This window comes from Pseudomonas sp. B329, from assembly GCF_023127835.1.
In the GTDB taxonomy this organism is placed as follows: Bacteria; Pseudomonadota; Gammaproteobacteria; order Pseudomonadales; family Pseudomonadaceae; genus Aquipseudomonas; species Aquipseudomonas synxantha_A.
Genome location: NZ_SPKP01000008.1, coordinates 1 through 22,998 on the forward strand (window position 1 = coordinate 1; position 22,998 = coordinate 22,998).

22 protein-coding genes and 4 tRNA genes are annotated in these 22,998 nt (G+C 55.0%); all 26 read left to right on the forward strand.

Annotated elements, in window-relative coordinates:
- The first annotated feature begins 157 nt into the window (after positions 1-157).
- The 26 genes from birA to rplV all read left to right on the forward strand — a co-directional run bounded on the left by birA (position 158) and on the right by rplV (position 22,987).
- A complete protein-coding gene (birA, locus tag E4P00_RS05240; RefSeq protein WP_248130870.1) occupies positions 158-1,117 on the forward strand; it encodes a bifunctional biotin--[acetyl-CoA-carboxylase] ligase/biotin operon repressor BirA in 960 nt (319 codons plus the stop codon).
- Positions 1,107-1,856, forward strand: a complete 750-nt coding sequence (locus E4P00_RS05245; protein ID WP_078822464.1) for a pantothenate kinase — start codon at positions 1,107-1,109, stop codon at positions 1,854-1,856. Before birA ends, E4P00_RS05245 begins: the two co-directional genes overlap by 11 nt.
- A gap of 7 nt (positions 1,857-1,863) precedes the next feature.
- The gene (locus E4P00_RS05250; protein WP_005791992.1) at positions 1,864-2,310 is read left to right on the forward strand and encodes a hypothetical protein; all 447 of its coding nucleotides are present in this window, start codon (positions 1,864-1,866) and stop codon (positions 2,308-2,310) included.
- A 142-nt stretch (positions 2,311-2,452) separates the two neighbouring features.
- Positions 2,453-2,537, forward strand: a tRNA-Tyr gene (locus E4P00_RS05255).
- A gap of 24 nt (positions 2,538-2,561) precedes the next feature.
- Positions 2,562-2,635: transfer RNA gene (locus tag E4P00_RS05260), tRNA-Gly, on the forward strand.
- Between the two features lie 26 nt (positions 2,636-2,661).
- Positions 2,662-2,737: transfer RNA gene (locus tag E4P00_RS05265), tRNA-Thr, on the forward strand.
- Between the two features lie 163 nt (positions 2,738-2,900).
- Positions 2,901-2,976, forward strand: a tRNA-Trp gene (locus E4P00_RS05270).
- Positions 2,977-3,021: 45 nt separating this feature from the next.
- Positions 3,022-3,390 (forward strand): preprotein translocase subunit SecE, encoded by a 369-nt coding sequence (gene secE, locus E4P00_RS05275; RefSeq protein WP_005791990.1) that lies wholly within the window; start codon positions 3,022-3,024, stop codon positions 3,388-3,390.
- Between the two features lie 9 nt (positions 3,391-3,399).
- Positions 3,400-3,933 carry a transcription termination/antitermination protein NusG gene (nusG, locus tag E4P00_RS05280; protein WP_003176436.1) on the forward strand — a complete coding sequence of 178 codons (534 nt, stop codon included), beginning with the start codon at positions 3,400-3,402 and terminating at the stop codon, positions 3,931-3,933.
- A 117-nt stretch (positions 3,934-4,050) separates the two neighbouring features.
- Positions 4,051-4,482, forward strand: coding sequence for a 50S ribosomal protein L11 (gene rplK / locus E4P00_RS05285; protein WP_003176435.1), 432 nt, complete (start codon positions 4,051-4,053; stop codon positions 4,480-4,482).
- On the forward strand, positions 4,482-5,177 hold the full coding sequence (gene rplA, locus E4P00_RS05290; protein WP_003176434.1) for a 50S ribosomal protein L1: 696 nt from the start codon (positions 4,482-4,484) through the stop codon (positions 5,175-5,177). Before rplK ends, rplA begins: the two co-directional genes overlap by 1 nt.
- A gap of 199 nt (positions 5,178-5,376) precedes the next feature.
- A complete protein-coding gene (gene rplJ / locus E4P00_RS05295) occupies positions 5,377-5,877 on the forward strand; it encodes a 50S ribosomal protein L10 (RefSeq protein WP_003232405.1) in 501 nt (166 codons plus the stop codon).
- A gap of 78 nt (positions 5,878-5,955) precedes the next feature.
- Entirely contained in the window at positions 5,956-6,321 is a 366-nt protein-coding gene (gene rplL, locus E4P00_RS05300; protein WP_005791984.1) for a 50S ribosomal protein L7/L12, read from the forward strand.
- Positions 6,322-6,540: 219 nt separating this feature from the next.
- Positions 6,541-10,614: a DNA-directed RNA polymerase subunit beta gene (gene rpoB / locus E4P00_RS05305; RefSeq protein WP_019819139.1), complete on the forward strand. Its 4,074-nt coding sequence runs from the start codon at positions 6,541-6,543 to the stop codon at positions 10,612-10,614.
- Positions 10,615-10,678: 64 nt separating this feature from the next.
- Positions 10,679-14,878: a DNA-directed RNA polymerase subunit beta' gene (rpoC, locus tag E4P00_RS05310; RefSeq protein WP_005791982.1), complete on the forward strand. Its 4,200-nt coding sequence runs from the start codon at positions 10,679-10,681 to the stop codon at positions 14,876-14,878.
- Positions 14,879-15,094: 216 nt separating this feature from the next.
- A complete protein-coding gene (gene rpsL, locus E4P00_RS05315) occupies positions 15,095-15,466 on the forward strand; it encodes a 30S ribosomal protein S12 (protein ID WP_002555494.1) in 372 nt (123 codons plus the stop codon).
- A gap of 118 nt (positions 15,467-15,584) precedes the next feature.
- The gene (rpsG, locus tag E4P00_RS05320) at positions 15,585-16,055 is read left to right on the forward strand and encodes a 30S ribosomal protein S7 (RefSeq protein ID WP_002555493.1); all 471 of its coding nucleotides are present in this window, start codon (positions 15,585-15,587) and stop codon (positions 16,053-16,055) included.
- Between the two features lie 30 nt (positions 16,056-16,085).
- A complete protein-coding gene (gene fusA / locus E4P00_RS05325; RefSeq protein WP_005791981.1) occupies positions 16,086-18,191 on the forward strand; it encodes an elongation factor G in 2,106 nt (701 codons plus the stop codon).
- A gap of 30 nt (positions 18,192-18,221) precedes the next feature.
- The gene (gene tuf, locus E4P00_RS05330) at positions 18,222-19,415 is read left to right on the forward strand and encodes an elongation factor Tu (protein WP_005791980.1); all 1,194 of its coding nucleotides are present in this window, start codon (positions 18,222-18,224) and stop codon (positions 19,413-19,415) included.
- 157 nt (positions 19,416-19,572) lie between these two features.
- Positions 19,573-19,884 carry a 30S ribosomal protein S10 gene (gene rpsJ / locus E4P00_RS05335; protein ID WP_003186070.1) on the forward strand — a complete coding sequence of 104 codons (312 nt, stop codon included), beginning with the start codon at positions 19,573-19,575 and terminating at the stop codon, positions 19,882-19,884.
- Positions 19,885-19,965: 81 nt separating this feature from the next.
- Complete coding sequence (rplC, locus tag E4P00_RS05340) at positions 19,966-20,601, forward strand: 50S ribosomal protein L3 (protein ID WP_003194649.1); 636 nt, start codon at positions 19,966-19,968, stop codon at positions 20,599-20,601.
- A gap of 12 nt (positions 20,602-20,613) precedes the next feature.
- The gene (gene rplD / locus E4P00_RS05345; RefSeq protein ID WP_003176424.1) at positions 20,614-21,216 is read left to right on the forward strand and encodes a 50S ribosomal protein L4; all 603 of its coding nucleotides are present in this window, start codon (positions 20,614-20,616) and stop codon (positions 21,214-21,216) included.
- The gene (gene rplW / locus E4P00_RS05350; protein WP_002555488.1) at positions 21,213-21,512 is read left to right on the forward strand and encodes a 50S ribosomal protein L23; all 300 of its coding nucleotides are present in this window, start codon (positions 21,213-21,215) and stop codon (positions 21,510-21,512) included. The genes rplD and rplW overlap by 4 nt, the downstream gene beginning before the upstream one ends.
- 14 nt (positions 21,513-21,526) lie before the next feature.
- Positions 21,527-22,351 (forward strand): 50S ribosomal protein L2, encoded by an 825-nt coding sequence (gene rplB, locus E4P00_RS05355; RefSeq protein ID WP_003186055.1) that lies wholly within the window; start codon positions 21,527-21,529, stop codon positions 22,349-22,351.
- Between the two features lie 16 nt (positions 22,352-22,367).
- Positions 22,368-22,643 carry a 30S ribosomal protein S19 gene (gene rpsS, locus E4P00_RS05360; protein ID WP_002555486.1) on the forward strand — a complete coding sequence of 92 codons (276 nt, stop codon included), beginning with the start codon at positions 22,368-22,370 and terminating at the stop codon, positions 22,641-22,643.
- 11 nt (positions 22,644-22,654) lie between these two features.
- The gene (gene rplV / locus E4P00_RS05365; protein WP_003103908.1) at positions 22,655-22,987 is read left to right on the forward strand and encodes a 50S ribosomal protein L22; all 333 of its coding nucleotides are present in this window, start codon (positions 22,655-22,657) and stop codon (positions 22,985-22,987) included.
- The last annotated feature ends 11 nt before the right edge of the window (positions 22,988-22,998 follow it).

Sequence of the window (22,998 nt, forward strand, 5' to 3'; positions counted from 1 at the left end):
AGAACCCCTGTTTGCTAACGCAAACAGGGGTTTTGTTTTGGGCGGTCGAAAAAACTAAAAAACCATCGCTCATGTCCTGAGTGCAAACGCCCTGCGTTTCTATGCAATGACCTTACGCATGGCTATTATGCGTGCCTCATTGTGAGGCGATATTTGCATGCTGATGTTGTTGAAACTACTGAAAGACGGTCGATTCCATTCTGGAGAAGCGCTTGGCGCCGCCCTGGGCGTCAGTCGCAGCGCTGTGTGGAAGCAGCTTCAGCATCTTGAGGCAGAGTTAGGGCTGCCCATTCATAAGGTCCGAGGTCGTGGGTATCAATTGGCTGCGCCGTTGGTGTTCTTGAGTGCAGAGCAAATTTCCCTGAATGCGGCCTCTTTAACCTGGCCAGTTCATATTTTCGATTCCATCGACTCCACTAACGCCGAAGCTTTGCGTCTCGTTGACTCAGGGTGCGCAGCCCCCTTTGTCGTACTGTCGGAGCAGCAGACGGCTGGTAGGGGAAGGCGTGGTCGAAAATGGGTCAGTCCGTTTGCGCAAAATGTCTACTACAGCCTCGTGCTGCGCATTGAAGGTGGTCTGCGACAGTTGGAGGGGTTGAGTCTCGTAGTTGGCTTAGCCGTTATGCAGGCGTTGCGTGAGACCGGTGTACAGGGCGCGGCTTTGAAATGGCCAAACGACGTCTTGGTCGGGAGCAAGAAAATTTCTGGCATCTTGCTGGAGCTGGTGGGGGATCCTGCGGATATCTGTCACGTTGTCCTAGGGATAGGCATCAATGTGAATATGCAGAAAGCCGATGATGTGGATCAGCAATGGACTTCAATTCAGCTCGAGACCGGTTCTGCTATTGATCGCAACCAATTGGTGGCGCGTCTGGGGATGCAGTTGCAAGGCTATCTGGATCGACATAAGACTGCCGGTTTTGCCGGGCTGCAAGATGAGTGGGAGCGGCATCACTTGTGGCAGGGCAAGCCTGTGTCTCTCGTTGCTGGTGTTACCCAGATTGATGGGGTGGTGTTGGGCGTGGATCATCAGGGCGCGTTGCGCATGAATGTCGATGGCGTCGAGAAAATATACAGCGGTGGTGAGTTAAGCCTGAGGTTGCGTGATGATTCTTGAGCTCGACTGTGGGAACAGCTTCATAAAGTGGCGCGTGCTTGAGGCGAGTGATGCAAGTGTCTCCGCCGAAGGCGTGGTGGGTTCGGATGATGCGTTGATTGAGAGCCTGATAGCGCTTCCTGGCCTTCTGCTCACGCGTTGTCGGTTAGTGAGTGTTCGAGCGCTTGAGGAAACCGACAAGCTGGTAGCGGCGTTGGTGAAGGCATTTGGCGTTACCGTTTCCTGTGCGGGTTCCGCGCGACAAATGGCCGGTGTGCACAATGGCTACGAAGAGTTCGAGCGGCTTGGGCTGGATCGTTGGTTGGCGATGCTGGGTGCATATAAGTTAGCGTCCGGCGCATGCGTAGTGCTCGATTTTGGTACGGCGGCGACCGCAGACTTTATTGATGTTGATGGTGAGCACTTGGGTGGGTTTATTTGCCCGGGCTTGCCACTTATGCGCAATCAGTTGCGAACCCATACGCGCAAGATACGTTATGACGATGCCGCGGCTGAGAGAGCTCTTGAGCGTCTCTCTCCTGGGCGGACGACCGTAGAGGCTGTCGAGCGCGGTTGTACGCTTATGCTAAGAGGGTTCGTGTTGACCCAGCTTGAATTGGCGAGAAGCTATTGGGGCGAGGATTTCACTGTCTTCCTGACGGGGGGGGATGCCGACCTGGTCAGGGATGCTGCACCTCAGGCTTGTTTGGTCCCGGACCTTGTGTTTGTTGGTTTGGCAATGGCGTGTCCTTTGTCTTGAGGTGATTATGCGCTGGCTGTTTTTGCTTTTACTTGTCCTCAATGTTTTCTACTACGTCTGGCATCAGCAAGAAGCTCCATTGCGTGCCAAGGACGTCACACCATTGAGTCTCTATCGTGGAACGCAGCAAGATATTCGGCTCCTGAGTGAGTCTGCCGACACGGTGGCGCGGCGTGATCGAGCAAGGGGGGCTGATGCACAAAGCACCTGTCTGTACATTGGTGGTTTCTCGGATCGTCACCAGGCGCTCTCTCTCGAGCAGCGGCTGACAAGCTTGGACATAAGGGTCAGGCTTCAATTGTTGAGCGCGCCTGAAGCCTCGGGTTACTGGTTGCGAGTAGCCCCTGAGAGTAGGCGCTTGGCTGACGATCTGCCCTTTGAAAGCCTTGCTAATGAATTCAATGAGTTAAAACATAAAATAATGCTGTGCGAAGGCATTGCAACTCTCGAATAGTTTGCATAGAATGGCGCCCGCTTCGCAGTGAAGACCTTTAAGGGCTTCAAGGTGAAACGAAGGTCAACGCAGCTAACCTCATATTTTTAATGAGAAAATGCTTGACAGAAGGCCGGCGTGATGTAGAATGCCGGCTCGCTTAGGAGGGGTTCCCGAGCGGCCAAAGGGATCAGACTGTAAATCTGACGTCTACGACTTCGAAGGTTCGAATCCTTCCCCCTCCACCATTTTTAGCGTGAGCTGCAAGCTCCGCGGGTATAGTTTAGTGGTAGAACCTCAGCCTTCCAAGCTGATGATGCGGGTTCGATTCCCGCTACCCGCTCCAAGTTTGCAGGTTGTGCAAGGTGTTTTGCTCTTGTAGCTCAGTTGGTAGAGCACACCCTTGGTAAGGGTGAGGTCAGCGGTTCAAATCCGCTCAAGAGCTCCATATAACAAGGCAGATATGAAAATATCTGCCTTTGTTTTAACAGCTGCCTCGGCTTGTATCGTGTTATGTCTGGCTGTGATTGTCAGGTGATTTCAAGTCTGTTGGGGTTGGTTGTTGTAAAGTCTTTTTCAGGCCTGCATAATGGTCGGCCTGATTTTGTTTTAGGTCAGTAGCTCAATTGGCAGAGCGACGGTCTCCAAAACCGTAGGTTGGGGGTTCGATTCCCTCCTGACCTGCCAGATTCACGTGGTGTGTCTGGCTTTCTTTTCACAGGATCTTCATAGATGACTCCTAAGGCTGAAGCTCAAAGCTCTCGTTTCGATCTGTTCAAGTGGCTCGCTGTAGTCGCCTTGGTGGTCGTAGGCGTTGTTGGCAATCAGTACTATTCTGCTTCGCCGATCCTGTACCGTGTCCTCGCATTGCTCGCCCTCGCTGCTGTAGCTGCCTTTGTAGGCCTGCAGACTGCTAAAGGCAAGTCTTTCGCGGTCCTGGTAAAGGAAGCTCGCACCGAAATTCGTAAAGTCGTTTGGCCGACTCGCCAAGAAACCACGCAGACCACATTGATTGTTGTGGCTGTTGTTCTGGTTATGGCGTTGCTGTTGTGGGGGCTCGATTCCCTGCTCGGCTGGCTTGTTTCCTTGATTGTTGGCTAAGGGTGTCCCGTGGCTAAGCGTTGGTACGTTGTGCATGCTTACTCGGGTTACGAGAAGCATGTTATGCGCTCTTTGCTGGAGCGCGTAAAGCTGGCAGGCATGGAAGATGGCTTCGGCGAAATTCTGGTTCCCACTGAAGAAGTGGTTGAAATGCGGAATGGCCAGAAGCGCAAGAGTGAGCGCAAGTTCTTCCCTGGCTACGTGCTGGTACAGATGGACATGAATGAAGGTACTTGGCACTTGGTCAAGGACACTCCTCGTGTCATGGGTTTCATTGGCGGTACTGCTGATAAGCCTGCTCCGATCACTGACAAGGAGGCAGAAGCAATTCTGCGTCGTGTTGCTGACGGTAGCGACAAGCCCAAGCCGAAGACATTGTTCGAGCCGGGTGAGGTTGTTCGTGTTACAGATGGTCCTTTCGCTGATTTCAATGGCACCGTCGAAGAAGTTAACTACGAAAAGAGCCGGATCCAAGTGGCAGTGCTCATTTTCGGTCGCTCTACTCCGGTAGAGTTGGAGTTCAGCCAGGTCGAGAAGGTCTAGCTGAAAAAGCATCCCAACCCCGCAGCCTTAGGCTGTGGGGTTTTGTCGTCACTGGGATAAACGCGCAAGTAACCGGGGAGCCTTTCTAGGCGTTTGAACCCGTAATTGGAGTGCCTCATGGCCAAGAAGATTACCGCTTACATCAAGCTGCAAGTGAAGGCCGCTCAGGCCAACCCTAGCCCACCCGTCGGTCCAGCTCTGGGTCAGCACGGCGTGAACATCATGGAATTCTGCAAGGCCTTCAACGCCCGTACTCAGGGTCTTGAGCCAGGTCTGCCGACTCCAGTGATCATCACTGTATACAGCGACCGTAGCTTTACTTTCGAAACCAAGTCGACCCCGGCTTCGGTTTTGTTGAAGAAAGCTGCTGGTCTGACTAGCGGTTCCGCTCGTCCGAACACCGTTAAGGTTGGCACCGTAACTCGTGCTCAGCTGGAAGAAATCGCGAAAACCAAAAACGCGGATCTGACTGCAGCTGATATGGATGCAGCCGTGCGTACCATCGCCGGTTCTGCTCGTAGCATGGGCCTTAACGTGGAGGGTGTGTAATGGCTAAGCTGACCAAGCGCCAAAAGGCTATCGCCGGCAAAATCGAAGCAGGCAAGTCCTACAACTTCGTAGACGCTGCTGCTCTGCTGACCGAGCTGTCGACTGTCAAGTTCAGCGAGTCTGTTGACGTTGCTGTGAACCTGGGTGTTGACCCGCGTAAATCCGACCAGGTCGTTCGTAGCGCTACTGTGCTGCCACACGGTACTGGCAAGACTGTACGTGTTGCTGTCTTCACTCAGGGCCCGGCGGCTGAAGCTGCTCTGGCTGCCGGCGCTGATCGCGTTGGTATGGACGATCTGGCTGCCGAAATGAAAGGCGGCGATCTGAACTATGACGTCGTTATTGCTTCCCCGGATGCAATGCGCGTTGTAGGTCAGTTGGGTCAGATCCTGGGTCCACGTGGCCTGATGCCTAACCCTAAAGTCGGCACCGTAACGCCAGACGTAGCTACCGCGGTTAAAAACGCCAAGGCTGGTCAGGTTCGTTATCGCACCGACAAAAACGGCATCATTCACACCTCCGTTGGCAAGGTCGGCTTCGACGCCGTCAAGCTGAAGGAAAACGTTGAAGCCCTGATCGCTGATCTGAAGCGTATCAAGCCAGCTTCCTCGAAAGGCATCTACGTCAAGCGCGTTACCCTGAGCACCACTATGGGCCCAGGTCTGGTCATCGACCAAGGCTCGCTGGACGTATAAGACACAAATTGGCGCAAGCGATTGCGCCAATTGAAAGATTGGGGTCCCTGCCTGGCGGGGGCTATCCAAGACCGTAGGCGACGCAAGTCTTAAACCAACAAGCCTACGCAGATGGTGCTCCCGGTTCCTTACCGAATCAGACACCAAAACGACATCCGGCCTCGGCCAGATGAAACGGTAACAAGCAGGAGTTAAACCCGTGGCAATTAATCTCGAAGACAAGAAGGCCATCGTCGCTGAAGTCAACGAGGCTGCCAAAGCTGCTCTGTCCGCTGTCGTGGCTGATGCCCGTGGTGTGACAGTAGGCGCTATGACCGGACTCCGTAAAGAGGCTCGTGAAGCTGGCGTATACGTACGTGTTGTACGTAACACCCTGCTCAAGCGCGCTGTTGCTGACACTGAATACAGTGTTCTCAACGACGTGTTCACTGGCCCGACTCTGATCGCGTTCTCCAAGGACCATCCAGGCGCTGCTGCCCGTTTGTTCAAAGAGTTCGCCAAGAGTCAGGATAAGTTCGAGATCAAGGCAGCTGCGTTCGAGGGCAAGTTCCTCGCAGCTAACCAAATCGACGTACTGGCAACACTGCCGACCCGCGACGAAGCCATTTCGCAGCTGATGAGCGTGATTCAAGGCGCTACCAGCAAGCTGGCTCGTACTCTGGCTGCAGTTCGCGAGCAAAAAGAAGCTGCCGCAGCCTAAGGCTGAGCAACTTCTCTCGCGTATTTTTGTTTATTTCGATGGCCGCGTAGGCCGTCCCCCAATTCAGGAAATACAGCAATGTCTATCTCCCAAGACGATATCCTCAACGCCGTAGCTGAAATGTCGGTTCTGCAGGTTGTTGAGCTGATCAAAGCTTTCGAAGAAAAATTCGGCGTTTCCGCTGCCGCTGCTTCCGCTGGCCCAGCTGCTGCTGCTGCCGTTGTTGAAGAGCAAACCGAATTCAACGTCATGCTGACCGAAGCTGGCGAGAAGAAAGTAAACGTGATCAAGGCAGTACGTGAACTGACCGGTCTGGGCCTGAAAGAAGCCAAGGCTGTAGTTGACGGCGCTCCTGCCATGGTTCTGGAAGCTGTTGCCAAAGACGCAGCTGACAAAGCCAAAGCTACTCTGGAAGAAGCAGGCGCTAAAGTCGAGCTGAAGTAAGCATCGACCTTGCGTCTCCAGCCCAAGCGTTAAGCTGAAGGCTGATGGCTGGTGGCTCTTGCCACCGGCCTTTTTCCGTTCTTGGCTGTCGACTCGGTCGCCGCCATTAACGCGCTGTAGCCACCCGAAGCGGTGGTGCAAACCATGGGGTTTGCAAGATTTTCTGGCTGCTCCCGTCGGAGGGGCCAAACAAGCAGGTGACCAAGCTGGGGAACGCTGATGGCTTACTCATATACTGAGAAAAAACGTATCCGCAAGGACTTTAGCAAGTTGCCGGACGTCATGGATGTCCCGTACCTTCTGGCTATCCAGCTGGATTCGTATCGTGAATTCTTGCAGGCGGGAGCGACCAAAGATCAGTTCCGCGACGTGGGCCTGCATGCGGCCTTCAAATCCGTTTTCCCGATCATCAGCTACTCCGGCAATGCTGCGCTGGAGTACGTCGGTTATCGCCTGGGCGAACCGGCATTTGATGTCAAAGAATGCGTGTTGCGTGGCGTTACGTACGCCGTACCTTTGCGGGTAAAAGTCCGTCTGATCATTTTCGACAAAGAATCGTCGAACAAAGCGATCAAGGACATCAAAGAGCAAGAAGTCTACATGGGCGAAATCCCATTGATGACTGAAAACGGTACCTTCGTTATCAACGGTACCGAGCGTGTAATCGTTTCCCAGCTGCACCGTTCCCCGGGCGTGTTCTTCGACCACGACCGCGGCAAGACGCACAGCTCCGGCAAACTCCTGTACTCCGCGCGGATCATTCCGTACCGCGGTTCGTGGTTGGACTTCGAGTTCGACCCGAAAGACTGCGTGTTCGTGCGTATCGACCGTCGTCGCAAGCTGCCGGCCTCGGTACTGCTGCGCGCGCTCGGCTATACCACTGAGCAAGTGCTGGACGCTTTCTATACCACCAACGTATTCAGCCTGAAGGATGAAACCCTCAAGCTGGAGCTGATCGCTTCGCGTCTGCGTGGTGAAATTGCTGTCCTGGACATCCAGGATGAGAAAGGCAAGGTCATCGTTGAGGCTGGCCGTCGTATCACTGCGCGCCACATCAACCAGATCGAAAAGGCCGGTATCAAAGAGCTGGAAGTGCCTCTGGACTACGTCCTGGGTCGCACGACCGCCAAGGTCATCGTTCACCCGGCTACAGGCGAAATCCTGGCCGAGTGCAACACCGAGCTGAACACCGAAATCCTGGCGAAAATCGCCAAGGCCCAGGTTGTTCGCATCGAGACCTTGTACACCAACGATATCGACTGCGGTCCGTTCATCTCCGACACTCTGAAGATCGACTCCACCAGCAACCAATTGGAAGCGCTGGTCGAGATCTATCGCATGATGCGTCCTGGCGAGCCACCAACCAAAGACGCTGCCGAAACCCTGTTCAACAACCTGTTCTTCAGCCCTGAGCGCTATGACCTGTCTGCGGTCGGCCGGATGAAGTTCAACCGTCGTATCGGTCGTACCGAGATCGAAGGTTCGGGCGTGCTGTGCAAGGAAGACATCGTCGCGGTCCTGAAGACCCTGGTCGACATCCGTAACGGCAAAGGCATCGTCGATGACATCGACCACCTGGGTAACCGTCGTGTTCGCTGCGTAGGCGAAATGGCCGAGAACCAGTTCCGCGTTGGCCTGGTGCGTGTTGAGCGTGCGGTCAAAGAGCGTCTGTCGATGGCTGAAAGCGAAGGCCTGATGCCGCAAGACCTGATCAACGCCAAGCCAGTGGCTGCGGCGGTGAAAGAGTTCTTCGGTTCCAGCCAGCTTTCCCAGTTCATGGACCAGAACAACCCGCTGTCCGAGATCACCCACAAGCGCCGTGTATCCGCACTGGGCCCGGGCGGTCTGACCCGTGAGCGTGCTGGCTTCGAAGTTCGTGACGTACACCCGACGCACTACGGTCGTGTTTGCCCGATCGAAACGCCGGAAGGTCCGAACATTGGTCTGATCAACTCCCTGGCCGCTTATGCGCGTACCAACCAGTATGGCTTCCTCGAGAGCCCGTACCGTGTGGTGAAAGACGCTCTGGTCACCGACGAGATCGTGTTCCTGTCCGCCATCGAAGAAGCTGATCACGTGATCGCTCAGGCTTCGGCCACGATGAACGACAAGAAAGTCCTGATCGACGAGCTGGTAGCTGTTCGTCACTTGAACGAGTTCACCGTCAAGGCGCCGGAAGACGTCACCTTGATGGACGTTTCGCCCAAGCAGGTAGTTTCGGTTGCAGCGTCGCTGATCCCGTTCCTGGAGCACGATGACGCCAACCGTGCATTGATGGGTTCCAACATGCAGCGTCAAGCTGTACCGACCTTGCGTGCTGACAAGCCGCTGGTAGGTACCGGCATGGAACGTAACGTAGCTCGTGACTCCGGCGTTTGCGTCGTGGCTCGTCGTGGCGGCGTTATCGACTCTGTTGATGCCAGCCGTATCGTGGTTCGTGTTGCCGATGACGAAGTAGAAACTGGCGAAGCCGGTGTCGACATCTACAACCTGACCAAATACACCCGCTCGAACCAGAACACATGCATCAACCAGCGTCCGCTGGTGAGCAAGGGTGATCGCGTTCAGCGTAGCGACATCATGGCCGATGGCCCGTCCACCGATATGGGTGAACTGGCTCTGGGTCAGAACATGCGCATCGCGTTCATGGCATGGAACGGCTTCAACTTCGAAGACTCCATCTGCCTGTCCGAGCGTGTGGTTCAAGAAGACCGCTTCACCACGATCCACATTCAGGAACTGACCTGTGTGGCACGTGACACCAAGCTTGGGCCTGAGGAAATCACTGCAGACATCCCGAACGTGGGTGAAGCTGCACTGAACAAGCTGGACGAAGCCGGTATCGTTTACGTAGGTGCTGAAGTTGGCGCAGGCGACATCCTGGTGGGTAAGGTCACTCCGAAAGGCGAGACCCAACTGACTCCGGAAGAGAAGCTGCTGCGTGCCATCTTCGGTGAAAAAGCCAGCGACGTTAAAGACACCTCCCTGCGTGTACCTACCGGTACCAAAGGTACTGTCATCGACGTACAGGTCTTCACCCGTGACGGCGTTGAGCGTGATGCTCGTGCACTGTCCATCGAGAAGACCCAGCTCGACGAGATCCGCAAGGACCTGAACGAAGAGTTCCGTATCGTTGAAGGCGCGACCTTCGAACGCCTGCGCTCCGCTCTGGTAGGCCACAAGGCCGAAGGCGGCGCAGGTCTGAAGAAAGGTCAGGACATCACCGACGAAATTCTCGACGGTCTTGAGCACGGCCAGTGGTTCAAACTGCGCATGGCTGAAGACGCTCTGAACGAGCAGCTCGAGAAGGCCCAGGCCTACATCGTTGATCGCCGCCGTCTGCTGGACGACAAGTTCGAAGACAAGAAGCGCAAACTGCAGCAGGGCGATGACCTGGCTCCAGGCGTGCTGAAAATCGTCAAGGTTTACCTGGCAATCCGTCGCCGCATCCAGCCGGGCGACAAGATGGCCGGTCGTCACGGTAACAAAGGTGTGGTCTCCGTGATCATGCCGGTTGAAGACATGCCGCACGATGCCAATGGCACCCCGGTCGACGTCGTCCTCAACCCGTTGGGCGTACCTTCGCGTATGAACGTTGGTCAGATCCTTGAAACCCACCTGGGCCTCGCGGCCAAAGGTCTGGGCGAGAAGATCAACCGTATGATCGAAGAGCAGCGCAAGGTCGCAGACCTGCGCAAGTTCCTGCACGAGATCTACAACGAGATCGGCGGTCGCAACGAAGAGCTGGATACCTTCTCCGACCAGGAAATCCTGGATCTGGCGAAGAACCTGCGCGGCGGCGTTCCAATGGCTACCCCGGTGTTCGACGGTGCCAAGGAAAGCGAAATCAAGGCCATGCTGAAACTGGCAGACCTGCCGGAAAGCGGCCAGATGCAGCTGTTCGACGGTCGTACCGGCAACAAGTTCGAGCGCCCGGTTACTGTTGGCTACATGTACATGCTGAAGCTGAACCACTTGGTAGACGACAAGATGCACGCTCGTTCTACTGGTTCGTACAGCCTGGTTACCCAGCAGCCGCTGGGTGGTAAGGCTCAGTTCGGTGGTCAGCGTTTCGGGGAGATGGAGGTCTGGGCACTGGAAGCATACGGTGCTGCATACACTCTGCAAGAAATGCTCACAGTGAAGTCGGACGATGTGAACGGTCGTACCAAGATGTACAAAAACATCGTGGACGGCGATCACCGTATGGAGCCGGGCATGCCCGAGTCCTTCAACGTGTTGATCAAAGAAATTCGTTCCCTCGGCATCGATATCGATCTGGAAACCGAATAACACGTGACGCGAATCGAGAGCGTGGCCGTTTGGTCCGCTCTCTGCTCCGCCAGGAGGAAAGGCCTTGAAAGACCTACTGAATTTGCTGAAAAACCAGGGTCAAGTCGAAGAGTTCGACGCCATCCGTATTGGATTGGCATCGCCTGAGATGATCCGTTCGTGGTCGTTCGGTGAAGTTAAAAAGCCGGAAACCATCAACTACCGTACGTTCAAACCTGAGCGTGACGGCCTGTTCTGCGCCAAGATCTTTGGCCCGGTAAAGGATTACGAGTGCCTGTGCGGTAAGTACAAGCGCTTGAAGCACCGTGGTGTGATCTGCGAGAAGTGCGGCGTTGAAGTCGCACTGGCCAAGGTTCGTCGTGAGCGTATGGCGCACATCGAACTGGCTTCGCCGGTTGCCCACATCTGGTTCCTGAAATCGCTGCCGTCCCGTATCGGCTTGCTGATGGACATGACTCTGCGTGATATCGAACGCGTTCTCTACTTCGAGAGCTATGTCGTTATCGATCCAGGCATGACCACCCTTGAAAAGGGTCAGCTGCTGAACGACGAGCAGTACTTCGAAGCGCTGGAAGAGTTCGGTGATGATTTCGATGCCCGTATGGGTGCCGAAGCTGTCCGCGAGCTGCTGCACGCTATCGACCTGGAGCACGAGATTGGCCGTCTGCGCGAAGAAATTCCGCAAACCAACTCCGAAACCAAGATCAAGAAGCTGTCCAAGCGTCTGAAGTTGATGGAAGCCTTCCAGGGTTCCGGCAACTTGCCAGAGTGGATGGTGCTGACCGTTCTGCCGGTTCTGCCGCCAGACCTGCGTCCGCTGGTACCGCTGGACGGTGGTCGTTTCGCGACGTCCGACCTCAACGACCTGTATCGCCGCGTGATCAACCGTAACAACCGCTTGAAGCGCCTGCTTGACCTGTCCGCTCCGGACATCATCGTGCGCAACGAAAAGCGTATGTTGCAGGAAGCTGTCGATGCCTTGCTCGACAACGGTCGTCGTGGCCGCGCTATCACCGGTTCCAACAAGCGTCCTCTGAAATCCTTGGCTGACATGATCAAGGGTAAGCAAGGTCGTTTCCGTCAGAACTTGCTCGGTAAGCGTGTTGACTACTCCGGTCGTTCGGTAATTACCGTAGGCCCGACCCTGCGTCTGCACCAGTGCGGTCTGCCCAAGAAGATGGCACTTGAGCTGTTCAAGCCATTCATCTTCGGCAAGCTGGAAATGCGCGGTCTCGCGACCACCATCAAAGCGGCCAAGAAAATGGTCGAGCGCGAACTGCCAGAGGTTTGGGACGTTCTCGCCGAGGTGATCCGCGAACACCCGGTTCTCCTCAACCGTGCACCGACCCTTCACCGTCTGGGTATCCAGGCGTTTGAACCAGTACTGATCGAAGGTAAGGCTATTCAGCTGCACCCTCTGGTCTGTGCCGCGTACAACGCCGACTTCGACGGCGACCAAATGGCCGTGCACGTACCGCTGACACTGGAAGCCCAGTTGGAAGCGCGCGCGTTGATGATGTCGACCAATAACATTCTGTCGCCAGCCAACGGTGAGCCAATCATCGTTCCGTCGCAGGACGTTGTATTGGGTCTGTACTACATGACCCGTGAAGCGATCAATGCCAAGGGCGAAGGTCGTGTGTTCGCTGACCTGCAGGAAGTTGACCGTGTGTTCCGTGCCGGCGAAGCCGCACTGCACGCCAAGGTCAAAGTGCGGATCAACGAAACCGTCAATGACCGTGACGGCGGCAGCGTGAGCAACACCCGTATCGTCGACACCACTGTCGGCCGTGCGCTGTTGTACCAGGTTGTGCCAAAAGGTCTGTCGTACGATGTCGTCAACCTGCCGATGAAGAAGAAGGCGATCTCCAAGCTGATCAACCAGTGCTACCGCGTGGTTGGTTTGAAAGAGACCGTTATCTTCGCTGACCAGTTGATGTACACAGGTTTCGCTTACTCCACTATCTCCGGCGTTTCCATCGGTGTTAACGACTTCGTTATCCCGGATGAAAAAGCTCGCATCATCAGTGCCGCCACTGACGAAGTGAAAGAGATCGAGAGCCAGTACGCCTCCGGCCTGGTAACCCAGGGCGAGAAGTACAACAAGGTGATCGACCTTTGGTCCAAGGCGAACGACGAAGTTTCCAAGGCGATGATGGCCAACCTCTCGAAAGAGAAAGTCATCGACCGTCACGGCGACGAAGTTGACCAGGAATCCTTCAACTCGATGTACATGATGGCCGACTCGGGCGCACGGGGTTCTGCTGCGCAGATCCGTCAGCTCGCCGGTATGCGTGGCCTGATGGCCAAGCCGGATGGCTCCATCATCGAAACGCCGATCACTGCGAACTTCCGTGAAGGTTTGAGCGTACTTCAGTACTTCATCTCCACTCACGGTGCTCGTAAGGGTCTTGCGGATACCGCGTTGAAAACCGCTAACTCCGGTTACCTGACTCGCCGTCTGGTAGACGTTGCACAAGATCTGGTTGTAACCGAGATCGATTGCGGCACCGAGCACGGCCTGCTGATGACTCCGCACATTGAAGGCGGTGACGTTGTAGAGCCGCTGGGTGAGCGCGTATTGGGTCGTGTAATTGCCCGTGACGTGTTCAAGCCAGGCACCGAGGAAGTTATCGTTCCTGCTGGCACCCTGGTTGACGAAAAGTGGGTCGAGTTCATCGAACTCAACAGCATCGACGAAGTGATCGTTCGCTCGCCGATCAGCTGCGAAACCCGCTATGGCATTTGCGCCAAGTGCTACGGCCGTGACTTGGCTCGTGGTCACCAGGTAAACATCGGTGAAGCGGTCGGCGTTATCGCTGCCCAGTCCATCGGTGAGCCGGGTACCCAGCTGACCATGCGTACGTTCCACATCGGTGGTGCGGCAAGCCGGACCTCCGCAGCCGACAGTGTTCAGGTGAAGAATGGCGGTACCGTCCGCCTGCACAACCTCAAGCACGTTGAGCGAGTGGATGGCCACCTGGTTGCTGTGTCCCGTTCCGGTGAGCTGGCAATCGCTGATGACTACGGTCGTGAGCGCGAGCGTTACAAGCTGCCGTACGGTGCTGTGATTTCGGTTAAAGAAGGTGACAAGGTCGACGCTGGCGCAATCGTGGCCAAGTGGGATCCGCACACTCACCCAATCGTTACCGAAATGAAAGGTACCGTGACCTACGTGGGCATGGAAGAAGGCATCACGATCAAGCGTCAGACTGACGAATTGACCGGTATGACCAACATTGAAGTACTCGACGCCAAAGATCGTCCAGCTGCCGGTAAAGACATCCGTCCTGCCGTGAAGATGGTTGATGACAACGGCAAGGATCTGTTGCTGCCAGGCACTGACGTAATCGCTCAGTACTTCCTGCCAGCCAACGCCCTGGTCGGTGTAGCGGATGGTGCGAAGATCGCGATCGGTGATGTTATCGCGCGTATCCCGCAAGAAACTTCGAAGACCCGTGACATCACCGGTGGTCTGCCGCGTGTTGCCGACTTGTTCGAAGCTCGTCGTCCGAAAGAAGCGTCGATTCTGGCTGAAGTCAGCGGCACCATCGCGTTCGGTAAAGAAACCAAAGGCAAGCGCCGTCTGGTCATTACTCCGAACGACGGTAGCGATCCGTATGAAGAGCTGATTCCGAAGTGGCGTCACCTGAACGTGTTCGAAGGCGAACAGGTAAACCGCGGTGAAGTTATCTCCGACGGCCCGAGCGATCCACACGACATCCTGCGTCTGCTGGGTGTGAGTGCTCTGGCCAAGTACATCGTTAACGAGATCCAGGACGTTTACCGTCTGCAAGGCGTGAAGATCAACGACAAGCACATCGAGACCATCCTGCGTCAGATGCTGCGTAAAGTTGAAATCGCTGAATCCGGCGATTCCAGTTTCATCAAGGGCGACCAGATGGAACTGACTCACGTACTGGTAGAAAACGAGCGCCTGGCGAACGAAGAGAAATTCGTTTCCAAGTTCACTCGCGTGCTGCTGGGTATCACCAAGGCGTCGTTGTCCACTGAGTCGTTCATCTCGGCGGCCTCCTTCCAGGAGACCACTCGCGTACTGACCGAAGCAGCGGTAACCGGCAAGCGCGATTACCTGCGCGGCCTGAAAGAAAACGTGGTCGTGGGTCGTCTGATCCCGGCGGGTACCGGTTTGGCTTACCACAGCGAGCGTAAGCGTCGCCGTGATGCTGACAAGCCGCTGCGCGTGAGCGCCAGTGAAGTGGAAGCTGCACTGACCGAAGCACTGAACTCAAGCGGTAACTGAGTTCTGCGATAGATGAGTCTGGGCCCTGACACTCCCGTTCGTCGGATCGAGGCATTTTTGCCCCGGTTCGGCGCGAGGGGAGGTCGGGGCCTTGCCTTGACTGGGGACAAGATCCTCTTTAGACTCTTGTACCCCTAAATTTGGCGGGAATTCGTTCCTGCCATTTTGCTTTTCTTGCAAGACAATAGCGTCGCAAGACAACAGTGGAGCTAGTAGATGGCAACTATCAACCAGCTGGTACGTCAGCCGCGTAAGCGTATCGTCGAGAAATCCGACGTACCTGCGCTGCAGAACTGCCCGCAACGTCGTGGCGTATGCACCCGTGTGTATACCACCACGCCGAAAAAACCTAACTCGGCACTGCGTAAAGTATGCCGTGTGCGTCTGACCAACGGTTTCGAGGTTTCCTCGTACATCGGCGGTGAAGGCCACAACCTGCAAGAGCACAGCGTGGTACTGATCCGCGGCGGTCGTGTAAAAGACTTGCCAGGTGTTCGTTATCACACCGTACGCGGCTCCTTGGATACTTCCGGCGTTAAAGGTCGTAACCAGGGTCGTTCGAAGTACGGTACCAAGAAGCCTAAGTAGTAGCGGCTTTTTGTAAACCTGAATCATCTTATTTTCTGAGTCGATAAGAGTAAGGTCGGAGGCGTCCCGAAAGGGCACCGATTCCGAGCGAACCTGAAGACCGTTTGAGGGCTTATCCATGCCAAGAAGACGCGTAGCAGCCAAGCGCGAAGTGCTTGACGATCCAAAATACGGAAGCCAAATTCTGGCCAAGTTCATGAACCACGTGATGGAAAGCGGCAAAAAAGCCGTTGCCGAGCGTATCGTTTATGGCGCGCTGGAAAAGGTTAAAGAACGCAAGAACAGCGACCCCCTGGAAATCTTCGAGAAAGCTCTCGACGCCATCGCTCCGCTGGTCGAAGTGAAGTCGCGCCGTGTAGGCGGTGCTACTTACCAGGTTCCGGTTGAAGTTCGCCCGTCCCGTCGTAACGCTCTGGCAATGCGCTGGTTGGTAGACTTCGCCCGTAAGCGCGGCGAGAAGTCTATGGCTCTGCGTTTGGCCGGCGAACTGTTGGACGCTGCTGAAGGTAAAGGTGCTGCTGTTAAGAAGCGTGAAGACGTGCACCGTATGGCTGAAGCTAACAAAGCTTTCTCGCACTACCGCTTCTAATTTTAGCTTCACTAATTTTGCGAGGGCTTTATGGCTCGTACTACTCCGATTAGCCGCTACCGTAACATCGGTATCGTCGCTCACGTGGATGCTGGTAAAACCACCACCACCGAGCGCGTACTGTTTTACACCGGCAAAAGTCACAAAATGGGCGAGGTGCATGACGGCGCCGCGACCACAGACTGGATGGTTCAGGAGCAGGAGCGTGGTATTACCATTACTTCTGCTGCTATTACCGCCTTCTGGAAAGGTTCCGAGAAGCAGTACAAAGACGAGCATCGCTTCAACGTAATCGATACCCCGGGCCACGTAGACTTCACTATTGAAGTTGAGCGTTCCCTGCGTGTACTCGACGGCGCTGTCGTTGTGTTCTGCGGCACCTCGGGTGTTGAGCCTCAGTCGGAAACCGTATGGCGTCAAGCCAACAAGTACGGTGTTCCACGTCTTGTTTATGTAAACAAGATGGACCGTGCTGGCGCCAACTTCCTGCGCGTGATCGGTCAGATCAAGCAGCGTCTGGGTCACACTCCGGTGCCTATCCAGTTGGCGATCGGTTCTGAAGATAACTTCCAGGGTCAGATTGATCTGATCAATATGGAAGCTGTCTACTGGAACGATTCCGATAAAGGTATGGTTCCTGTTCGCAAGCCTATCCCTGAAGAGCTTCAGGAACTGGCTGACGAGTGGCGCAACAACATGGTTGAGGCTGCGGCTGAAGCCAGCGAAGAGCTGATGAACAAGTACCTCGAAGGTGAAGAGCTCACCAACGTGGAAATCAAGGCCGCTCTGCGTCAGCGTACTATCGCTGGTGAGATCGTCTTGGCTGTTTGCGGTTCTTCCTTCAAGAACAAGGGTGTTCCCCTGGTTCTCGACGCCGTTATCGACTACCTGCCTGCTCCAACCGACATTCCTGCTATCAAGGGTACCAACCCTGATAACGAGGAAGAAGAGATGGAGCGTCATGCTGACGACAACGAGCCGTTCTCGGCTCTGGCGTTCAAGATCGCTACAGACCCATTCGTGGGTACTTTGACCTTCGTTCGCGTTTACTCGGGCGTGTTGGCCTCCGGCGACGGCGTGATCAACTCGGTTAAAGGCAAGAAAGAGCGCGTGGGCCGTATGGTGCAAATGCACGCAAACGCTCGCGAAGAGATCAAGGAAGTACGCGCTGGTGACATCGCGGCCCTGATCGGCATGAAGGACGTCACCACTGGTGAGACTTTGTGCGACGCTGCCAAGCCAATCATCCTGGTTCGCATGGACTTCCCGGAGCCGGTTATCTCGGTTGCCGTAGAGCCTAAGACCAAGGATGACCAGGAAAAAATGGGTATCGCTCTGGGCAAGCTTGCTCAGGAAGATCCATCTTTCCGCGTCAAGACTGATGAAGAGACTGGTCAAACGATCATCTCTGGCATGGGCGAGCTGCACCTGGACATCCTGGTTGACCGGATGCGCCGTGAGTTCAACGTCGAAGCCAACATCGGTAAGCCTCAGGTTTCCTATCGTGAGCGCATCACGAAGAACTGTGAAATCGAAGGCAAGTTCGTTCGTCAATCCGGCGGTCGTGGTCAGTTCGGTCACTGCTGGATCCGTTTTGCTCCTGCTGACGAAGGTCAGGAAGGTCTGCAATTCGTGAACGAAGTAGTAGGTGGTGTGGTTCCTAAGGAATACATCCCTGCTATCCAGAAGGGTATCGAAGAGCAGATGAAGAACGGTGTTGTTGCCGGCTATCCGCTGATCGGCCTGAAAGCAACCGTTTTTGACGGTTCTTACCACGACGTCGACTCCAACGAGATGGCGTTTAAGGTGGCTGCTTCCATGGCAACCAAGCAACTGGCCCAGAAGGGCGGTGGTGAGTTGCTTGAGCCAATCATGGCGGTAGAAGTTGTTACACCTGAAGACTATATGGGTGATGTCATGGGCGACCTTAACCGTCGTCGCGGCATGATCTTGGGTATGGAAGACACGGTTTCCGGCAAAGTGATTCGCGCCGAGGTTCCGTTGGGTGAGATGTTCGGTTATGCGACCGACGTTCGCTCCATGTCCCAGGGTCGCGCAAGCTACTCTATGGAATTCAAAAAATACAACACAGCTCCGGCGCACATCGCTGAAACTGTATCCAAAAAACAAGGCTGATTCAGTCCTTTAGGCAAGGAGTTAATTGTCGTGGCTAAAGAAAAATTTGATCGTTCCCTACCGCACGTAAACGTTGGCACCATCGGCCACGTTGACCACGGTAAAACCACTCTGACCGCTGCTCTGACTCGCGTCTGCTCCGAAGTTTTCGGTTCGGCTCGTGTTGACTTCGACAAGATCGACAGCGCACCAGAAGAAAAAGCTCGTGGTATCACCATCAACACCGCGCACGTTGAGTACAACTCGACTATTCGTCACTACGCTCACGTTGACTGCCCAGGTCACGCTGACTATGTGAAGAACATGATCACTGGTGCTGCCCAGATGGACGGCGCGATCCTGGTTTGCTCGGCCGCTGATGGTCCGATGCCACAAACCCGTGAGCACATCCTGCTGTCCCGCCAGGTTGGCGTTCCGTACATCGTGGTTTTCCTGAACAAGGCTGACCTGGTAGACGACGCTGAGCTGCTGGAACTGGTTGAGATGGAAGTGCGCGATCTGCTGAGCACTTACGACTTCCCAGGTGACGACACTCCGATCATCATCGGTTCTGCTCGTATGGCTCTGGAAGGCAACGACGAAAACGAAATGGGCACCACTGCCGTTCGTAAACTGGTTGAAACTCTGGACAGCTACATCCCAGAACCAGTTCGTCTGACCGACAAGCCGTTCCTGATGCCAATCGAAGACGTATTCTCGATCTCCGGTCGCGGTACTGTTGTGACTGGTCGTATCGAGCGCGGTATCGTTCGCGTTCAGGATCCACTGGAAATCGTTGGTCTGCGTGACACTACCGTCACCACCTGCACCGGTGTTGAAATGTTCCGCAAGCTGCTCGACGAAGGTCGTGCTGGCGAGAACTGCGGCGTTCTGCTGCGTGGTACCAAGCGTGACGACGTTGAGCGTGGCCAGGTTCTGGTTAAGCCAGGTTCGGTCAAGCCGCACACCAAGTTCACCGCAGAAGTTTATGTTCTGAGCAAAGAAGAAGGCGGCCGTCATACTCCGTTCTTCAAAGGCTACCGTCCACAGTTCTACTTCCGTACTACTGACGTGACCGGTAACTGCGAATTGCCAGAAGGCGTTGAAATGGTAATGCCAGGTGACAACATTCAAATGACTGTTACCCTGATCAAAACCATCGCAATGGAAGACGGTCTGCGCTTCGCAATCCGTGAAGGCGGCCGTACCGTTGGTGCTGGCGTTGTAGCTAAAATCATCGAGTAATCTCTCTTTTGAGTGAGCTTTGATGTTTTGAGAAAGCCCCCGCTTAGCGGGGGCTTTTTTATTGGGTTGACACCTATCTAGGGCGTCTATAGAATTGCGCCTCCTTTTAACGGGCGTATTGCGCCCGGTGGGAATAGCAGCCGGAGTCTGAAATCCAATGCAAAATCAGCAAATCCGTATCAGGTTGAAGGCTTTTGACCATCGCCTGATCGACCAATCCACCCAGGAAATCGTGGAAACCGCGAAACGTACTGGTGCTCAAGTGCGTGGTCCAATTCCACTGCCTACCCGTAAAGAGCGGTTCACCGTTCTGGTCTCCCCGCACGTCAACAAAGACGCGCGTGACCAGTACGAGATCCGTACTCATAAGCGCGTACTGGACATCGTCCAGCCAACGGATAAAACCGTTGATGCACTTATGAAGCTCGATCTGGCGGCCGGTGTGGAAGTACAGATCAGCCTCGGCTAAGACTTGGGTCTTAGTCGTGTAACGCTCTGAAATGGGCGGCCATAGCGGGTGAAAGCCCCGTACACTCATGAGGTTTACAACATGACTATTGGTGTAGTCGGTCGTAAATGCGGTATGACCCGTATTTTCACCGAAGAAGGTGTCTCCATTCCGGTCACGGTCATTGAGATCGAACCGAATCGCGTCACCCAGTTCAAAACTGAAGAAACCGATGGCTATCGTGCAGTGCAAGTCACTGTCGGCGAGCGTCGTGCTTCGCGCGTGACTGCTGCTCAAGCAGGTCACTTCGCTAAAGCAAACGTTGCAGCTGGTCGTACTGTTATGGAGTTCCGTCTTGAAGACGGCGACTACCAGGCTGGCGATCTGATCAACGCTGAAATCTTCGCCGCTGGTCAACTGGTTGATGTAACCGGTCAGTCCAAAGGTAAAGGCTTCCAGGGTACGATCAAGCGTTGGAATTTCCGTGGTCAAGACAACACTCACGGTAACTCCGTTTCCCACCGCGTCCCGGGCTCTATTGGCCAGTGCCAGACTCCTGGTCGTGTATTCAAGGGCAAAAAAATGTCCGGTCATATGGGCGCTGAGCGCGTGACCGTGCAGTCCCTCGAAGTAGTGCGCGTCGACGCTGAACGCAATCTGTTGTTGGTCAAGGGTGCTGTTCCTGGCGCTACTGGCGGCAACCTGGTTGTACGTCCAGCGGCCAAGGCTCGCGGTTAAGGGGAAGCTGACATGCAATTAAATGTAAATGACGCTCAAGCGATCGAAGTTTCCGAACTGACATTTGGCGGCGAATTCAACGAGACGCTCGTTCACCAAGCAGTCGTGGCCTACATGGCCGGCGGCCGTCAAGGTAGCAAGCAGCAAAAGACCCGTTCCGACGTACGTGGTGGCGGTAAGCGCCCTTGGCGTCAGAAAGGCACTGGCCGTGCTCGTGCCGGTACTATCCGTAGCCCAATCTGGCGTGGCGGCGGTACCACTTTCGCAGCTCGTCCACAGGATCACTCTCAGAAGCTCAACAAGAAGATGTACCGCGCAGCTCTGCGCTCCATCCTTGCTGAACTCGTGCGTACTGATCGTCTGGTCGTGGTTCAGGACTTCGCTGTCGAAAGTCCAAAAACCAAAGATCTGCTGGGCAAACTGAACAACATGAGCCTGACCGACGTTTTGATCGTGTCTGAAGCTGTTGATCAGAACCTGTACCTGGCTGCTCGCAACCTGCCACACGTTGATGTACGTGACGTGCAAGGTTCCGATCCAGTTAGTCTGATCGCATACGACAAGGTGTTGATCACCGTGTCGGCCGTGAAGAAATTCGAGGAGCTGCTGGGATGAACCAGGAACGCGTATTTAAAGTTCTGCTTGGCCCGCACGTTTCCGAAAAGGCTACGGTTCTGGCTGACAAGAAAGGCCAGTTCGTTTTCAAGGTTGCAACTGACGCAACCAAGCTGGAAATCAAGAAGGCCGTCGAAAGCCTGTTCAGCGTGAAAGTAGAGCGTGTTACTACCCTGAATGTTCTGGGTAAGAGCAAGCGCACTGCTCGCGGTCTGGGCAAGCGTAATGACTGGAAGAAGGCAGTTATCTCCCTTCAGCCAGGCCAAGATCTCGATTTCAGCAGCAGTGCTGAGTAAGGAAGGGGTGCATCATGGCAATCGTTAAATGCAAACCGACTTCCCCTGGCCGCCGTTTTGTGGTCAAGGTGGTCAACCAGGAGCTGCATAAAGGCGCTCCTCACGCACCGCTGCTCGAGAAAAAATCGAAGTCTGGTGGTCGTAACAATAATGGTCGCATTACCACTCGTCACATCGGTGGTGGCCATAAGCAGCATTATCGTCTGGTCGATTTCCGTCGCAACGACAAAGATGGCATCGCTGCCACTGTCGAGCGTATTGAATACGATCCAAACCGTACTGCTCACATCGCTCTGCTGCTGTACGCAGATGGCGAGCGTCGCTACATCATCGCCCCTAAAGGCGTGAGTGCTGGTGACCAGCTGATCGCAGGTGCTCTGGCGCCGATCAAGCCGGGCAACGCTCTGCAACTGCGTAACATTCCAGTTGGTAGCACCGTACACGGCATCGAATTGAAGCCAGGTAAAGGCGCGCAAATCGCTCGTTCCGCTGGTGCTTCGGCTCAGCTGATCGCTCGTGAAGGTGTCTACGTGACCCTGCGTCTGCGTTCTGGTGAGATGCGTAAAGTACTGGCTGAATGCCGTGCGACCCTGGGCGAAGTCTCGAACTCCGAGCACAGCCTGCGTTCGTTGGGTAAAGCTGGTGCCAAACGCTGGCGTGGCGTTCGCCCAACCGTTCGTGGTGTTGCCATGAACCCGGTTGACCACCCACACGGTGGTGGTGAAGGTCGTACCTCTGGTGGTCGTCATCCGGTATCGCCATGGGGCTTCCCGACTAAGGGCGCGAAGACTCGTGGTAATAAGCGTACCGACAAAATGATCGTCCGTCGTCGCAAGTAAATAGAGGGATACGACAGTGCCACGTTCTCTGAAAAAAGGTCCTTTTATTGATCTTCACCTACTGAAGAAGATCGAAGTGGCGGCGGAAAAGAACGATCGCAAACCAGTTAAGACCTGGTCGCGTCGTTCGATGATCCTGCCACAAATGGTCGGTCTGACCATCGCAGTACACAACGGTCGTCAACACGTCCCAGTTCTCGTTAACGAAGACATGGTCGGCCACAAACTGGGCGAGTTTGCCGGTACCCGCACTTATCGTGGGCACGTGGCAGACAAGAAAGCCAAGCGTTAAGGGGTTAGGAAATGGAAGTAGCCGCTAAGTTGTCGGGCGCTCGAATCTCCGCCCAGAAAGCCCGCTTGGTCGCCGACCAGATCCGCGGGAAGAAGGTGGGCGAAGCGCTCAACCTGTTGGCTTTCAGCAGTAAGAAAGCCGCCGAGATCATGAAGAAAGTGCTGGAGTCGGCCGTAGCCAACGCCGAGCATAACGAAGGCGCAGACGTTGATGACCTGAAGGTCAGCACCGTTTTCGTCAACGAAGGGCGTTCGCTGAAGCGCATCATGCCACGTGCCAAAGGCCGTGCTGATCGCATCGTCAAGCGGTCTTGCCATATCACTGTCAAGGTTGCTGACAAGTAACGGAGTCGAAG

Excerpts from the sequence above, each read along its gene's own strand:
- birA (WP_248130870.1), top strand. The coding sequence starts at position 158 with ATGCTGATGTTGTTGAAACTACTGAAAGACGGTCGATTCCATTCTGGA.
- E4P00_RS05245 (WP_078822464.1), top strand. The coding sequence starts at position 1,107 with ATGATTCTTGAGCTCGACTGTGGGAACAGCTTCATAAAGTGGCGCGTG.
- E4P00_RS05250 (WP_005791992.1), top strand. The coding sequence starts at position 1,864 with ATGCGCTGGCTGTTTTTGCTTTTACTTGTCCTCAATGTTTTCTACTAC.
- secE (WP_005791990.1), top strand. The coding sequence starts at position 3,022 with ATGACTCCTAAGGCTGAAGCTCAAAGCTCTCGTTTCGATCTGTTCAAG.
- rplK (WP_003176435.1), top strand. The coding sequence starts at position 4,051 with ATGGCCAAGAAGATTACCGCTTACATCAAGCTGCAAGTGAAGGCCGCT.
- rplA (WP_003176434.1), top strand. The coding sequence starts at position 4,482 with ATGGCTAAGCTGACCAAGCGCCAAAAGGCTATCGCCGGCAAAATCGAA.
- rplL (WP_005791984.1), top strand. The coding sequence starts at position 5,956 with ATGTCTATCTCCCAAGACGATATCCTCAACGCCGTAGCTGAAATGTCG.
- rpoB (WP_019819139.1), top strand. The coding sequence starts at position 6,541 with ATGGCTTACTCATATACTGAGAAAAAACGTATCCGCAAGGACTTTAGC.
- rpsL (WP_002555494.1), top strand. The coding sequence starts at position 15,095 with ATGGCAACTATCAACCAGCTGGTACGTCAGCCGCGTAAGCGTATCGTC.
- rpsG (WP_002555493.1), top strand. The coding sequence starts at position 15,585 with ATGCCAAGAAGACGCGTAGCAGCCAAGCGCGAAGTGCTTGACGATCCA.
- fusA (WP_005791981.1), top strand. The coding sequence starts at position 16,086 with ATGGCTCGTACTACTCCGATTAGCCGCTACCGTAACATCGGTATCGTC.
- rpsJ (WP_003186070.1), top strand. The coding sequence starts at position 19,573 with ATGCAAAATCAGCAAATCCGTATCAGGTTGAAGGCTTTTGACCATCGC.
- rplC (WP_003194649.1), top strand. The coding sequence starts at position 19,966 with ATGACTATTGGTGTAGTCGGTCGTAAATGCGGTATGACCCGTATTTTC.
- rplD (WP_003176424.1), top strand. The coding sequence starts at position 20,614 with ATGCAATTAAATGTAAATGACGCTCAAGCGATCGAAGTTTCCGAACTG.
- rplW (WP_002555488.1), top strand. The coding sequence starts at position 21,213 with ATGAACCAGGAACGCGTATTTAAAGTTCTGCTTGGCCCGCACGTTTCC.
- rplB (WP_003186055.1), top strand. The coding sequence starts at position 21,527 with ATGGCAATCGTTAAATGCAAACCGACTTCCCCTGGCCGCCGTTTTGTG.
- rplV (WP_003103908.1), top strand. The coding sequence starts at position 22,655 with ATGGAAGTAGCCGCTAAGTTGTCGGGCGCTCGAATCTCCGCCCAGAAA.